Origin of the sequence: Actinoplanes sp. NPDC024001, assembly GCF_040638955.1 — a bacterium.
GTDB lineage: Bacteria > Actinomycetota > Actinomycetes > Mycobacteriales > Micromonosporaceae > Actinoplanes.
The window spans coordinates 1-13,561 of record NZ_JBEZZB010000143.1 but is presented as its reverse complement, the minus strand read 5'-3'; the positions used below and the strand labels follow the sequence as shown (position 1 = coordinate 13,561).

At 73.1% G+C, this 13,561-nt stretch carries 14 protein-coding genes; 9 read left to right on the top strand and 5 right to left on the bottom strand.

The window, feature by feature from the left end; genetic code table 11:
* Positions 1-15: 15 nt before the first annotated feature.
* Entirely contained in the window at positions 16-441 is a 426-nt protein-coding gene (locus tag AB0F81_RS38745; protein ID WP_360206106.1) for a hypothetical protein, read from the bottom strand.
* 133 nt (positions 442-574) lie between these two features.
* On the opposite strand from AB0F81_RS38745, the gene AB0F81_RS38740 reads away from it, so the two are divergent.
* Positions 575-1,120 (top strand): hypothetical protein, encoded by a 546-nt coding sequence (locus AB0F81_RS38740; protein ID WP_360206103.1) that lies wholly within the window; start codon positions 575-577, stop codon positions 1,118-1,120.
* A 111-nt stretch (positions 1,121-1,231) separates the two neighbouring features.
* Here the strand turns inward: AB0F81_RS38740 and AB0F81_RS38735 are convergent, their stop codons facing one another.
* The gene (locus AB0F81_RS38735) at positions 1,232-2,548 is read right to left on the bottom strand and encodes a diacylglycerol kinase family protein (protein ID WP_360206101.1); all 1,317 of its coding nucleotides are present in this window, start codon (positions 2,546-2,548) and stop codon (positions 1,232-1,234) included.
* 135 nt (positions 2,549-2,683) lie between these two features.
* On the opposite strand from AB0F81_RS38735, the gene AB0F81_RS38730 reads away from it, so the two are divergent.
* The 6 genes from AB0F81_RS38730 to AB0F81_RS38705 all read left to right on the top strand — a co-directional run bounded on the left by AB0F81_RS38730 (position 2,684) and on the right by AB0F81_RS38705 (position 6,349).
* Positions 2,684-3,490 carry a M48 family metallopeptidase gene (locus tag AB0F81_RS38730; protein ID WP_360206098.1) on the top strand — a complete coding sequence of 269 codons (807 nt, stop codon included), beginning with the start codon at positions 2,684-2,686 and terminating at the stop codon, positions 3,488-3,490.
* 82 nt (positions 3,491-3,572) lie between these two features.
* Positions 3,573-4,352, top strand: a complete 780-nt coding sequence (gene ppk2 / locus AB0F81_RS38725; protein ID WP_360206096.1) for a polyphosphate kinase 2 — start codon at positions 3,573-3,575, stop codon at positions 4,350-4,352.
* Positions 4,353-4,359: 7 nt separating this feature from the next.
* Positions 4,360-4,608 (top strand): hypothetical protein, encoded by a 249-nt coding sequence (locus tag AB0F81_RS38720; protein WP_360206093.1) that lies wholly within the window; start codon positions 4,360-4,362, stop codon positions 4,606-4,608.
* A complete protein-coding gene (locus AB0F81_RS38715; protein WP_360206091.1) occupies positions 4,605-5,303 on the top strand; it encodes a potassium channel family protein in 699 nt (232 codons plus the stop codon). The genes AB0F81_RS38720 and AB0F81_RS38715 overlap by 4 nt, the downstream gene beginning before the upstream one ends.
* A gap of 32 nt (positions 5,304-5,335) precedes the next feature.
* Positions 5,336-5,797, top strand: a complete 462-nt coding sequence (locus tag AB0F81_RS38710; protein WP_360206088.1) for a hypothetical protein — start codon at positions 5,336-5,338, stop codon at positions 5,795-5,797.
* Positions 5,798-5,821: 24 nt separating this feature from the next.
* Complete coding sequence (locus tag AB0F81_RS38705; protein ID WP_360206086.1) at positions 5,822-6,349, top strand: DUF308 domain-containing protein; 528 nt, start codon at positions 5,822-5,824, stop codon at positions 6,347-6,349.
* 5 nt (positions 6,350-6,354) lie between these two features.
* Here AB0F81_RS38705 and AB0F81_RS38700 read toward each other — a convergent pair whose 3' ends face one another.
* Both AB0F81_RS38700 and AB0F81_RS38695 read right to left on the bottom strand, forming a co-directional pair.
* The gene (locus tag AB0F81_RS38700; protein ID WP_360206083.1) at positions 6,355-6,813 is read right to left on the bottom strand and encodes a DUF2231 domain-containing protein; all 459 of its coding nucleotides are present in this window, start codon (positions 6,811-6,813) and stop codon (positions 6,355-6,357) included.
* Between the two features lie 52 nt (positions 6,814-6,865).
* Positions 6,866-8,008, bottom strand: a complete 1,143-nt coding sequence (locus tag AB0F81_RS38695; protein WP_360206080.1) for a threonine/serine exporter family protein — start codon at positions 8,006-8,008, stop codon at positions 6,866-6,868.
* 493 nt (positions 8,009-8,501) lie between these two features.
* On the opposite strand from AB0F81_RS38695, the gene AB0F81_RS38690 reads away from it, so the two are divergent.
* Both AB0F81_RS38690 and AB0F81_RS38685 read left to right on the top strand, forming a co-directional pair.
* A complete protein-coding gene (locus AB0F81_RS38690) occupies positions 8,502-9,401 on the top strand; it encodes a hypothetical protein (RefSeq protein ID WP_360206078.1) in 900 nt (299 codons plus the stop codon).
* 119 nt (positions 9,402-9,520) lie between these two features.
* Positions 9,521-12,016 (top strand): LuxR C-terminal-related transcriptional regulator, encoded by a 2,496-nt coding sequence (locus AB0F81_RS38685; RefSeq protein WP_360206075.1) that lies wholly within the window; start codon positions 9,521-9,523, stop codon positions 12,014-12,016.
* Here AB0F81_RS38685 and AB0F81_RS38680 read toward each other — a convergent pair.
* The coding region (locus tag AB0F81_RS38680; RefSeq protein ID WP_360206072.1) for an ABC transporter ATP-binding protein at positions 12,013-13,561 on the bottom strand (1,549 nt) is incomplete at its 5' end. The two genes, AB0F81_RS38685 and AB0F81_RS38680, sit on opposite strands and share 4 nt — an antisense overlap.

Genomic DNA, 13,561 nt, shown 5'->3' with positions numbered 1-13,561 from the left:
CCTCCCGGCCCGGGTTCAGCAGGATCCGGAGATCGCGGTGCGCAGGCCCTCGGCGCTGGTGCGTACCCCCTGGACCGCGGTGCGGACCGCGGACAGGTTGGCGGTGCTCGGATCGGTGCGGGCGGTCTCGGCGCTGACCTTGAGCTGGTCCACCGAGCTCCTCAGCGCGTCGGCCTGGGGCGCGTACTGGGCCTTGGCCTCGGTGATCAGCTGGTTGAGCTGGTTGAGCAGCTCGGCGGCGTAGGGCCGCAGCGCGGTCAGTCCGTTCTCCGAGACGTTGACGTTCCTGATCTGCTGGACGGTGTTCTGCACCTCGGCGAAGGCGTCGCAGAGTGCCTGGTTGTCACCCCCGCCACTGTTGGTGGTGCTGGCCGTGCAGCCGCCGGCCGCGAGGGCGACGACGGCCGCGGCAGCGGTCAGGGTTCTCCGGAAACGGTTCATGCCGCCGAGGATGCGCCGCGCGCCCGGCCGCGTCCTCATCCGGCGCGGGTGAGGACGCGGCCGGTGTCCGCCAGCACGATCGTCGCAGGGGCTGTGGTACGCCCCGCAGCGTCGAGTGGAGGAGCGCAAACCTATGGCCATCGGTCCCGTCCAGCTGCTGGTGCTGGGCTTCAAACACCCGAATTTCCACGGCGAGATCATCGAGGAGCTGGAGCGGCTCAAGCAGAGCGACACGGTGCGGGTGATCGACGCGCTCGCGGTCTACAAGACGGCCGACGGCGAGCTGGAGGCCGAGCACCTGAGCAACCTCACGAAGGAGGAGGCGGTCGAGATCGGCAGCAAGATCGGTGCCCTGATCGGTCTCGGCTTCGAGGGCGAGGCGGGTGCCGCGGCCGGCGCCATGAAGGGCGCGGAGCTGGCGTCCGAGGAGGGCGTCGCGGTCTTCGACGACCCGCAGGCGTGGGACGTGCTCGCCGAGATCCCGAACGACAGCGCCGCGGCGCTGCTGCTGATCGAGCACCACTGGGCGGTGCCGCTGCGCGACGCGATCGCCCGGGCCGGCGGCTTCCGCGTCGCCGACGGCTTCATCAGCCCGCTGGATCTCGTCGGCATCGGCCTGATCGCGGCCGAGGAGGCCAAGGAACTGCACGACCTGGAGACGGCCGGAGCCAAGGCCTGACGAGAGAGGAGAGGCAGATGTTCGGTACAAGGAGAGTGGCCCGGCGCACGAGCCGGCGCACCGCACGCCGGGTGGACCGGCGGCAGGATCGCCGCCGGTTCTGACCGGTGCTCAGCTGCGGCGGTTGGTGAGAGCCAGCCGCCGCAGTCGTGTCCAGTCCAGCTCCGGGCGGGCCGGCCGGACGCCGGGGCGGTGCCGCGGCACCCGCACCCGCAGGGCTCCGGGGCGGATCGCGCAGCGTACCGGGGTGGGCATCAGGATCGACTCGCCGTCGACGCCGACCGGGACGGTGGGGGTGTCGGCGTCGACGACCGCCTCGGCGGTGTTCCGCACGGTCACCGCCCGGGTCCGGCCCCGCTCGCTGATCAGCGCGGCCGCGTCGGCGGCGCCCCGGACGGAGACCGCCAGCACGCCGAGCGTCCCGCCGTCCAGCCGGGGCCGTTCGCCCAGCCCGGCCACGTCGTCCGCGGTGTACGGGTTGTTGCTGATCAGCACGGCCTGCGGGCCGGTGACGGTGACCCCGTCCACGTCGAGCCGCAGGTGCGTCCCGTGCTCGCCGGTGAGCACCTCGGGCAGCAGGTTCAACGTCGTGCCGACCTTGTCGTCGCGGTAGGCGGGACTCTGCACGATCGCCGCGTAGGCGCCGAACGAGGCGTTGTTGACGAACGTCCGGTCCCCGATCAGGCCCAGGTCGATGCGCAGCTCCACGCCGTCGGTGAGCGCGTCCAGACAGGTCGACGGATCCTCCCGGTCCAGGCCGAGGTCCAGCGCGAAGTGGTTGCGGGTGCCCGCGGAGATGACCAGGAACGGCAGCCCGTGCTCGGCGGCGATCCCGGCCACCAGCGCCTGGGTGCCGTCGCCGCCGGCCACCCCGAGCAGGTCGGCGCCGTCGCGGACGGCCTGCCGGGCGACCGCGGCGACGTCCACCGCCGGGCCGTCCAGCACGTAGACCTCCGCGCCGAGCGCCCGGGCCCGCTCGGCCAGGTCGAACCGCTCGACCTTGCCGCCACCCGAGCGCGGATTCATGATCAGGTACGGGCGGCGGGGCGGCGGGGTCTCGTACTCCACCGGGGTCTCGTCGTGCTCCGGCGCCAGCGCGCGCCGTCCGGCGGCCACCGCGGCCGACCAGAGCAGCCCGAAGGCGACCACCACCCAGATCAGGTTGGCCCGGGCGAACAGCACCGCGACGACCAGCGGGGCCAGCACCACCACCGCGCCGGCCACCCAGCGCAGCACACCGCGATGGGTCAGGAACCACCACGCGGCGGCCAGCCCGATCGCCGAGCCGATGCCGCCGACCAGCAGCAGCCCGAGGCTGCCGCGGAGGCCGGCGACGGCGAGCACGAGAAGCACGGCCGCTGCCGCCGTGACGAAGGCCAGCCGTGCCAGCCAGTGCCGCGACGAGGGCACATCGACAGTCTCCACCATGTTGACAGCGTCGCGCCGGGCCGGACGCCGCGCTTCATACCGGCGGGATGAGGCGTAACCCATCGGTACCGGCGGATCGTCATCGGCGTGTCTAAGAACTCAGCCCCCGGGAGCCGATTGCGGCACCGCGCCGAAGTGCCCTTCTACGTGTTCATGGTGGTCCTCAACCTGATCATCATCTGGTTGATCGTCCAGGCGGCGATCACGCTGCCACTTCTGCCCGAGCGGCTGCAGGACTCGGCCTGGGCTACTACGGTCCGTTCCGCCTTCATCGGGCTACTCCTGCTGGTCCCGGCGCTCGTGGTGATCCGTGAGACGCAGCGCGCCTCGATCCGCGGCACCGCCGTCGAGCTCTCCCCACGGCAGTACGGCGACCTGTACGAGGTGGCCGACGATTTCTCGCGCAAGCTCGGCCTGCGCCGCCGCCCCAACTTCTTCCTGGCGAACGGCAACGGCACGCTGAACGCGTTCGCCGCGCAGGCGACCGGTCACGACTACGTGGTGCTCGCCAACGAGCTGTTCGTGAACCTCTACAACAACAACCGGGACGGGCTGCGGTTCATCCTCGGCCACGAGCTCGGGCACATCAAACTGCACCACGTCTCGCTCTGGTACCAGCTCTCGGTCGCCTACTCCGAGCGCATCCCGATCCTCGGCCCGACGCTGTCCCGGCTGCGGGAGTACTCGTGCGACCGGCACGGGGCGTACCTCTGCCCGGGCGGTGCGACCGGCCTGGTGATCCTGGCCTCCGGCCGGCACACCGAGCACACCACCGACGTGGAGGAGCTGGTCCGGCAGGGGCAGGGACTGCGCGGCTTCTGGGTCGAGCTGGCCCAGCTGCCGATGTCGCACCCGTTCACCGTGCGGCGGCTGGAGCGGCTGTTCCGCCTCGGCCTGCTGCGCTCCCGGGTCCGTGAGGCGGAGCACGGCACGCCGGTCTGAGCGGCCTCATCCGTTCGGGATGACGTGCCGCCCGGCCGGGGCGGAAAGGCTGAGGATCAACGCGACAGCGAGGAGGAGCGGGATGGGGGCGAAGGCCGAGCGGGGACTGCGCCCGTGGCAGGTGGAGCTGCTCAAGCTCCAGCGGCACCTGGAGCTGGAGAACCTGCGCATGATCGTGCTCTTCGAGGGCCGCGACGCGGCCGGCAAGGGCGGCTGCATCCGCCGGATCACCCGGTTCATGAACGAGAAGCACTACCGGGTCGTCGCGCTCGGCCGCCCCACCCAGGAGCAGCGGTCGCAGTGGTACTTCCAGCGCTACGTGGCCCAGTTCCCGGCCGGCGGCGAGATGGTCCTGTTCGACCGGAGCTGGTACAACCGCGCGATGGTCGAGCGGGTCTTCGGCTTCTGCAGCCCGAAGGAGTACCGCGACTTCCTGCTCGGCGTCACCGGTTTCGAGAAGGACCTGGTCCGCCAGGGCACGATCCTGGTGAAGCTCTACTTCAGCGTCACCCGCGAGGAACAGGCCCGCCGGTTCGAACGCCGCCGGACCGACCCGCTGCGGCAGTGGAAGCTCAGCGAGATCGACATGCAGGCGCAGGACCGCTGGGACGACTTCACCTTCCGCAAGTACGAGATGCTCCATCGCACCGACACCCGGGCCGCCCCGTGGCAGATCATCCGCTCCAACGACAAGGAGCGCGCCCGGCTGAACACCATGAAGGTCATCCTCAACGCGGCCGACTACAAGGGACGCGATCCCGATCTCGACTTCACACCGGACCCGGCCATCGTGGTCCCCGGCGTGGAGGAGATCGCCGTGATGGATGCCCAGCGGGAGCGGAGCGGCAGGTTCACCGGGTGAGGAGGTCATGATCGTGCCCGAGGCGTCATACCAGGTCAGAGTCTCCGGGGTGATTCCCGACGAGGTGCTGGCGGAGTTGCGCGACCTCACGGTCAGCGTCGAACCGCCGGAGACCGTTCTGCACGGGTCGCTGCCCGACCAGTCGGCCGTGGTCGGCCTGATCTCCCGGATCCACGGACTCGGGCTGCGGCTCATCGAGGTGCGCCGGCTGCCCGCGGAGGAGGGTCCGGACGCTCAGCCGGGACCGTCGCTTTGAGGACGCCGCGAACCCGCGGCGGTTACGGCCTCGTGCTGCTGCTGATCGTCGTCACGTACGTCCTGGCACTGCTCAGCGAGGAGCGCTGGATGGTGTCGGTGCTCCTGTTCGTGCAGACCGGCACGGTGTGGCAGACGTTGCGGGTCTCCCAGGCCCGGGCCGGGATGCGGCTGATCGCCGGCCTGGTGTTCGCGCTGGCGCTGGTCGCGGCCGGGCTCAACGCCTTCGCCCGCAACGTGCCGCTGATCGGCTTGACCTTCATGGCCGCCAGCGCCCTGTACCTGCTGGCCCCGTTCTCCATCGTCCGGGACCTCGGCCGGCACCGTGGGGTCGATCAGCAGACGATGATGGGCGCGCTCGCCGCGTACCTGCTCATCGGGATGGCGTTCGCGTTCGCCTACGAGTGCGTGGCGGCGATCCAGCCCGGCCCGCTCTTCGGCGAGAACGGCGACGGCTCGCTCGCCGACTCGCTGTTCTTCAGCTTCGTCACGATGACCACCACCGGGTACGGCGACCTCGTCCCGGCGGCCAACCCGGCGCAGAGCATCGCCGTGCTGGAGGCGCTGATCGGCACCCTGTTCCTGGTCACCGCCGTGGCCAAGGTGGTGGACCGGTGGCGGCCGCGCAACTGGGGCGCGGACCCGACGAGTCGCTCATCCACCGAGGATGACGCGCCCGGGCCGGGCCGGCGGTGAGCATTCCGGCAGCACCGTACTGAGGAGTTCCCGTGCTGTGGTCACTGTTGTTCCTCGCGTTTCTGCTGCTTCTCGGCGCCGCCGCCCGGGAACGCCGGGGCCGGCGTGGTTTCGTCGACGGCGGCGGCGCCTTCTGGTGCCGGATCCGCACGATCGGCGACCCGCCGCGGGGCTGGCGGCGGCTGCGCCGCCGATGGTCCCGGCGGATGTGGGCGCGCTGGTCCGGTGACGTGCTGGTGGTCCGGCGCGGGCCGGTGCTCGACCGCACGGTCCGCCTGGCGGCGCGCGTCTCCCCGGTGGGCGTCTACGTGCTCCCGGCCCGGGACGCGAAACGGTGCGGAGCCCACCCCATCGCCGTCCGGCTGTGGATGCACGACGGGCCGCTGGTGGAGGTGACGGCCACCGAGTCCGAGCGCACCGAGCTGGTCGGGCCGTTCCTCGCCGCCGCCTTCAACGACCTGCCCAAGGCGCCGGTGCCCCGGCGCGAGATCTGAATCTGCGGAATGGAGGTGCCCGCCGTGTCCCGGACCTGGAACTGGGTGCAACTCGTCACGGGTCTGCTGACCCTCGTCCTCGGCGTCGTCGCGTTCGCCTGGCCGGAAGCCACCCTGCGGGTGGTGGGCTTCCTCTTCGGCCTGAACCTGCTGGTCGCCGGCCTGGCCCGGACGGCGGTGCTGCTGTTCTCGGCCGGCTATCCGATGCTGAACCGGATCCTCGGCATCATCTTCGGCGTCTTCGTCGCCATCGTCGGCATCCTCTGCCTGCGCAACGTCGCCGGCTCGGTGGCGCTGCTGCTGCTGATCGTCGCGATCGGCTGGCTGCTGGACGGGCTCGCCGAGATCGTCCTGGCGATCGGGTCCGACCGCGCCGGCCGGGGCTGGCGGATCGGCGTCGGCGCGGTCGCCATGCTCGCCGCGATCGGCCTGCTGATCTGGCCCGGGATCGGCCTGGCCACGTTCCTGTTCATCGGTGCGACCCTGCTCTGCTTCCTCGGCATCTGCCTGATGTTCGTCGCCATCGCCGGCCTGCGCGCCCGCCCGGCCTGAGAGCCCTACGCCCGCACGGTCCGCCGGCTCCGCAGGCGGACCATCGGGGCGTACGGGTCGCCGAACCGGCCGCCGTACCAGGCGCCGAAACCGGCCAGGAGCAGCCCGGCCAGCTCGACGAGCAGCAGTCCCGGGTCGGCGGCCCGGTCCGGGTCGCGGAAGCGCATGAGTGTCAGCACCGCGAACAGGATCAGCACGCCGAAGTCCATCAGCAGGCTGATGAAGGCGATCCGGGCCAGCGCCGGATCGTGGGCGCCGAACGCGTCGACGCCGGCGGCCAGCGCCGCCACCAGGCCGCCCACCAGTCCGGCCACGATGTTCCAGTAGGCCAGCGTGCCGATCAGCCGGGGCGCGCCGAGCACGGTGGCCAGGTCGAAGAGCACCGCCATGGTGAACAGGCCGAGCGGGAACATCAGCAGCAGCGGACGCACCGCCTGACCGGCGAGAAGGAGTCGGCTCTGCACCACTCCAGCGTCGGACGGGGAGTCCGTCGCTACGTCATCCCCAGCGGGTGAATCACCGTTCTACCGGGTGAAATCGCCGTACCGTGCGGGCCAGCGCCCGGTAGAGCGGGTGGCCGCAGAGCACACCGAGGGCGATCGCGACCATCGAACCGGCCGCGTCGACCAGATCCTCCGCGCCGCGCACCGTGGACTCGCCGAGGTACTCGGTGACGCCGATCAGGGTCAGCGCGCCCGGCACCAGCAACCAGAAACCGGGCAGGAACGAGACCAGCGCCGGTGGCCCGGACGGCGCCTGCTCCACCAGGTAGGCGACCACGGTCAGCACCAGCGCGCCGGCGAAACCGCTCAGGTAACCGCCGAGGACCAGACCGCCCAGGTACTGACCGGTCCAGCCGGCGTAGAGCACCAGGCACAGCCAGCCCAGCGAGCGTGGCGGGCCGGCCAGCATCAGGTAGTTGCCCAGACCGACGATCGCGGTGCCGGCCCACGGCGCCCACCAGCCCAGCGTGTTGGTCTCGACGCCGGGCGGCGCGCCCGGCGTCGGCACGCCGACCGCCTGCGCCGCCCCGATGATCCCGAAGGCGAGCAGCGCCAGCTGCAGGATGCCGGCCACCAGCCGGCTCGCTCCGGTCACCATTTCGTACGCCGAGAGCTCCACCACCGCCATGGTCAGCATCGCGCCGGGCAGGAACGTGCACAGTGGCGCCACCATGGCCCGCAGGTCGGCCTCGCCCCATCCGGAGTCGGCCAGCAGGAAGGTCACCGAGGCGACGACGAACGCGGCCACCACCGGCATGATCATCTGAAGGCTGGACCAGCGGGCGCCGGTGAGCTTGAGCAGCCCGACCAGGAGCCCGAAGATCCCGGCCAGCAGCAGATCGCTCCAGGTCGGCATCAGGATCATGCAGATGCCGACGGTCAGCAGGGCGTGCCCGAGGACCCGGACCAGGGTGCGGAAGCGGGGGCGCATGGAGACCACGGCCAGCACCTGGCGGCTGCCGACGGCCGGGTCGATCGCCCCGTGCTCGGCGGCCCGCAACAGCCGGTAGAGCTCGGCCGTCTGGTCCAGGCGCAGGCCACCGCCGAGCTGCTTGGTCGGTTCCTGCGTCACCGGCTGGCCCGGCGCCAGCGACACCACCAGGAAGGTGGGGAAGACGCTGATCCGGGCGTCCGGGGCGCCGTAGGCGGTCGCCACCCGTACCAGATGTTCCTGGATCTGGTTGACCGCCTCCCGGCGGCCGTGAGGCCGCTGCCCAGGAAGAGCAGGAACTCCAGGAGGTCGCGTTCGGACGTGATCGCCTTGGTCATCTGCCCTCCCTCCCGCAGCAAGCTATGGCCTGGCGGAGGCGACGGAATCATCCGCCGCGAAGGATCCCGGTCCCGGCCGGTGCCGGGAAGCTGATCACATCGACATCACGAATCGTCACCTGACCCGGTTGTTCTCCGGCGCTGTCCTGCGGGGGCTGGACAGTCGCCCGGAACGCCGGGTGCCGCAGCGGCCCGGCCGGCTCACAGTGCTTCCTCCGTGGGGGTGGAAGCAGCACTGGAGACCCGCCGAGGTGCCGCAGCGGCCGGGCCCGGTGCTTGTCCCGCCCGGGCCCCGCCGGCTCGCAGTGTCGTCTCTCCGGGGGGACGAGACGGTCCTGCGAGCCGGCCCTCCATCCGGGGTCGAGAGTGAGGGAGCCGGAATGACTCAACGGGCGATAGGCCTGGTGGCCGGTGTCGTCATGGTCTTCGGGGTGGCCGCGTGCGGTGGTGACGGTGACGGTGGTGGCATCGCGTTGCCGTCGGAGCGGCCGTCCGTCGAGGTCTCGCTGGACCGGCCCTCGCTGGACGCGCCCCAGCGCAGCAGCACCCCGGAGGAGACACGGACCGAGCGCACCGAGGAGCCCGAGCCGACCCGCACTCAGGAGCCGACTCGTACTCAGGAGCCGACCCGCACTCAGGAGCCCACTCCCACTGAGGAGCTCGAGCCGACCCGCACTCAGGAGCCCACGCGCACCGAAGAACCCACCGAGGAACCCACCGAAGAATCTGCTGAAGAACCCGCCGCGGCCGCGAGCGCGGCGGCCGTGCCGGTCTCGGACGACACCGGCTCCGGCGGCGTCCTCGGCTGGCTGCTGCTGTTCGTGCTGCTCGGCGGCACGATCGCGATCGTGCTGGTCAGCCGGTCGCGGCGGGTGGCGGTCTGGGAGGCGGAGTCGAGCGCGCTGACCGCCGAGACCCGCAGCGTGACCGGCATCCGCCTGCCCCCGGTGCTCACCGCCCGGACCGCGGCCGACCGGTCGCTCACCTGGCCGCAGGTCCGCGACGACCTGATCGACCTCGCCGCCCGGTGGGGGAGCCTGGCCACCCGTGCTCCCGACGACGACCACCAGGTCGCCGCCGGCACGATCGCCGCGCTGCTGCGCGACCTGGTCCCGGCGATCGACGCGGAGAACGAGGCGCTCGCCACCGGCCGCGACTGGGGCCGCCTGCGCCCGCAAGTGGACGGCATCCTGAACTCGCTGAACGCGATCCTCGTGCCCCGCCCGGCGCCGGGGCCGGTGCCACCGACCGATCCCGGGCCGGCGCCGTACCCAGCTTGACGGACTATGGTGATCAGTTGTCGCCTATCCGGCAGTGCGCTCGTGAATTCGCTGGTGGCGCGTAGCTTCGGCCGGTGTGCGGGCCGGCGCCCCAGACAGTGATCGCGGGTGATGCAGCGGTGAGCTTCCCGGACCCCCGAAACCCCGTGGACTATCTCGCGGTCGGTGCCGGGCGTCCGGTGGTCCGGCAGCCGCACCTGCCGCGCCCGCGGCTGCACGCCCTGCTCGACGCCGGGGTGGAGGACGCGGTCACGCTGGTCCGGGCGGGTGCCGGCTGGGGCAAGACGACCCTCGTCGCGGCCTGGGCGGCGCAGCGGCCGGCGCCGGACCGGGTCGCCTGGTTGAGCCTGCGGCACCGGCACACCGGCGTCGCGGCCGTCTCCGGCGGCATCGCCGCGGCGCTGCTGGCGGCCGGCGCCCGCCTGCCTGCCGCCGGGCCCGTCGGCGCGGACACTGTGGACAGCCTGCAGCGCCGGCTCCGGTCCGGTTTCGATCAGGTTCCCGAACCGACCGTGCTGGTCCTCGACGACCTGCACGTCCTCGACGGCTCCCCGGCCATGCTCGCCCTCGCCGTCGTGGTGACCGACCCACCGGCCGGCCTGCGGCTGGTGCTGCTGAGCCGCGGCGAGCCGGCCCTGCCGCTGGCTGAGCCGGGAGTCGCCGGCCGGGTGACCGTGCTCGACGCCGGCGACCTCGCGCTGGACGAGGCCGAGGCCGCCGACCTGGCCGCGCTCTACGGCGGCACCGACCCGGCCGCCGGCGAGGGCTGGCCGCTGGGCCTGCGGCTGGCCGCCGAGACAGCCGGCCCCGACGCGATCGACGACTACCTCTGGCGCGAGGTCGTCGCCGTCCGGCCCGCGGCGCTGCGCCGGTTCCTGCTGCGCACCAGCATCGTGGACGAGCTCAGCCCCGAGCTGGCCGGACGGCTCTCCGGCGCGGTGGACAGCCTGCGGATCCTCCAGGACCTGGAGTGCGGCCTGGGCTTCCTCACCAGCCGCGACGGTGATCAGCGGTGGTTCCGGCTGCACGGCCAGATGCGGGCGATGCTCCGGCGCCGCCTCGAACTGGAGGCGCCGGACGAGCTCGCCCGCCTGCACGCCGCCGCCGCCCGGTGGTATGCAGACGAGCTGCGCGCCCCCGAAGCGCTGTGGCACGCCGCCGAGGCCGCCGACTGGGTCTACCTGGGCCGGCTGGTGGCCGAGCTGGCGGTGACCCGGATCGTCTCCGCCGAGCGGCGGTTCGTGGTGGACGCGGTGCAGCGGATCCCGCCGCAGTTCCTGCCCACCACCCCCGAGCTGGCACTCTGCGCCGCGCTGCTGATGCTGGTCACCGGCGACTACTCGGCGATCCCGGAGTGGATCGCCCGGGCCCGGGCGATGCTGGCCGGCCGGCCGCCGGAGCAGCGGCGGGCAGTCGAGGCGGCCCTGGACACCCTGGAGGCGCCCACCGTGGTGCGGTTCCGCGGTGACATGCCAGGCCTGGTCACGATCACCACCAGGATCCTCGCCCGGCTGCGGGCGGCGACCGCGGACGAGATCCCGATGCTGCTCCAGCTGCGTGCCGTCGCGGTGAGCAACAAGGGTGTCGGCCTGCTCTGGACCGGCCGTTTCGACCAGGCCGAGCGCTACCTGTGGTCCGGGCTGCGGGCGTCCCGGGCGGCCGGCCTGGAACTCGTCGAGATCAACGCGGAGGGCCACCTCGCCCTGCTGGCGCTCTTCCGGGGAGCGCTCGGCGCCGCCGAGGAGCACGCGCTCGCGGCGCGGCGGCTCGCCGGCCGGCACGGGCTCGCCACCACCGCCCAGGCCGCCGCCGGGCACCTGGCGCTGGCGCTGGTCGAGGTGGAACGCGACCGGATCCCGCAGGCACAGGCCGTGCTCCGGACCGCCCTGCACATCGAGGCCAACCCGGCGGAGGCCACTCTCGCCGTGCTCTCCTCGGTCGCCCTGGTCCTGTTGCTGCTGGCCGCCGACGACGCGGCCGCGGCCGGGCCGTACCTGCGGCAGGTCCGCCAGGAGACCGGGCCGGCGCTGGACGCGCCGTTCCTGCAACGGTGGCTCGACCTGGTCGAGAGCGAGATCGACCTGGCGCTCGGCGACCCGGGGCCGGTGGCGCAGCGCTACCGGGACCGGTCGATGCCCACCCCGGCCGAACAGGCCCTGCTGGGCCGGGCGCTGATCGCCCTCGGCGAGGTTCCGGCCGGGACCGGCCTGCTGACCCGGGCCGCCGCCGGCCCGAACCGGATCGCGGCGGTGCAGGCTCTGATCGCGCTCGGCCTGCTGGCCGGCGACCGTGGGGAACCGAGCGACGCGATCGACCGGGCGATGATCCTGGCCGAGCCGGACGGCATCCGCCGGCCGTTCCGTCTGCTGCCGGCCGGGCGGGCCGAGGCGGCGCCGGAGAACCGGCCGGCGGCCGGTCCGGCCGGTCCGCTCAGCGAACGGGAGGCCGAGGTCCTCCGGTTCCTGCCGAGCGTGCTCACCGCCCAGGAGATCGCCGGGAACCTGGGCGTCTCGGTGAACACCGTCAAGGCGCACATGCGGGCCATCTACCGCAAGCTCGGCGCGGCCCGGCGACGCGAGGCGGTCGACATCGCCCACCACCGCGGCATGCTCTAGAAGCTCCAGGCCGCCCACAACTCGCTGTACCGTCCGCCGGCGCGCAGCAGCTCCTCCGGGGTGCCCTCCTCGACGACCCGGCCGTGGTCGAGCACCAGCACCCGGTCGGCGGTCGCCGCCTGGGTGAGGCGGTGCGCCACGATCAGCGTGGTCCGGCCCGCGGTGGCGGCGGCCGCCGCACGCTCCAGGTCGCGGGCGCCGGCGCTGCCCGCCTCGGCGGTGGCCTCGTCCAGAATCGCGACCTCCGGGCCGGCCAGCACCAGCCGGGCCAGGGCGAGCTGCTGTGCCTGCGCCGCGGTGAGGCGGTGACCGCCCTCGCCGACGTGCGTGCCGAGACCGTCCGGCAGCGCACGGAACCAGCCGGTGGCGCCGACCAGGTCGAGCGCGGCCAGCAGGTCCTGCTCCGCGGCGCCGGGACGGGCCAGCCGCAGGTCGTCGGCGAGGGTGCCGGCGAAGACGTGCACCTCCTGGCTGATCAGCGCGATCCGCTGCCGGGTCCGTTCCTCGCCCAGCTCCTCCAGCGGTACGCCGTCGAGCCGCACCGTACCGTCGGTGGGCGCGACGATCCCCGCGGCGATGGCGGCGAGCGTGGTCTTGCCGGCCCCGCTGGCGCCGACCAGCGCCACCCGCGCCCCCGGTTCCAGGCGCAACGTGACGTCGGCGAGCACGACCGGCCCGTCGTCGTAGCGGTGCTTGGCGACGGCCACCTCGAGGATGCCCGGTCCCGGCGGGCCGGCATCGGCGGTGCCGGCCGGCCGGGCGGGCAGCGAGGCGACACCGACCACCCGGGCCAGGCTCGCCCCGGCCTGCAGGATGGTGTCGGCTTCCAGCAGCAGCAGGCCGATCGGGTTGAACAGCCGGTGGAAGTAGAGCGCCGCCGAGGTGGCCGCGCCGACCGTGCCCCAGCCCTCGCGGACCAGCAGGAACCCGACGATCAGCACGGCCGAGAGCCCGATCAGCTCGGCCCGGTTCACCCGGGAGGTGAACCGGGTGTAGAGCCGGAACACGTCCAGCGCGAGGTCGCGGGTGGTCGCGGACCGTGCGGCGACGTGCGCCACGTGCGTTTCCTCGATCCGGTACGCCCGGACGGTCGCCGCACCCTGCAACGCACCGGCCAGCGCCTGCGATCGTTCCCCCGACGCGATCCGCTCCCGCACGTAGTACGGCGCGGACCGCGGCAGATACCAGCGCATCGCCACCGCGTACCCCGGGGCGGCGGCGAGCCCGGCCAGCCCCAGCCGCCAGTCCAGGACGAACAGCCCGCCGGCCGTCAGCACCACCGAGAGCAGCGCGCCCACCATCAGCGGCCCGCCGCCGGTGATCGCGTTGGCGACGACGGCCACGTCGTCCCCGGTGCGTGCCACGAGATCACCCGTGCCGGTCCGCTCCAGGGTGGCTGACGGCAGGTGCAGTGCCCGGTCGACGATCCGCTCCCGGAACCGGGCCAGCACGGTCTCACCCAGCCGGGCAGCGACCGCCGCGCCGGCCGCCGTCAACGCCCCGCCGACCAGCGCCGCCGCGGCGATCACCGCGGCCCAGCCGGCG

Bases quoted from the DNA above. Each gene is read 5' to 3' on its own strand.
- AB0F81_RS38740 (WP_360206103.1), top strand. From the start codon at position 575: ATGGCCATCGGTCCCGTCCAGCTGCTGGTGCTGGGCTTCAAACACCCG.
- AB0F81_RS38735 (WP_360206101.1), bottom strand. From the start codon at position 2,548: ATGGTGGAGACTGTCGATGTGCCCTCGTCGCGGCACTGGCTGGCACGG.
- AB0F81_RS38745 (WP_360206106.1), bottom strand. From the start codon at position 441: ATGAACCGTTTCCGGAGAACCCTGACCGCTGCCGCGGCCGTCGTCGCC.
- AB0F81_RS38690 (WP_360206078.1), top strand. From the start codon at position 8,502: ATGACTCAACGGGCGATAGGCCTGGTGGCCGGTGTCGTCATGGTCTTC.
- AB0F81_RS38720 (WP_360206093.1), top strand. From the start codon at position 4,360: ATGATCGTGCCCGAGGCGTCATACCAGGTCAGAGTCTCCGGGGTGATT.
- ppk2 (WP_360206096.1), top strand. From the start codon at position 3,573: ATGGGGGCGAAGGCCGAGCGGGGACTGCGCCCGTGGCAGGTGGAGCTG.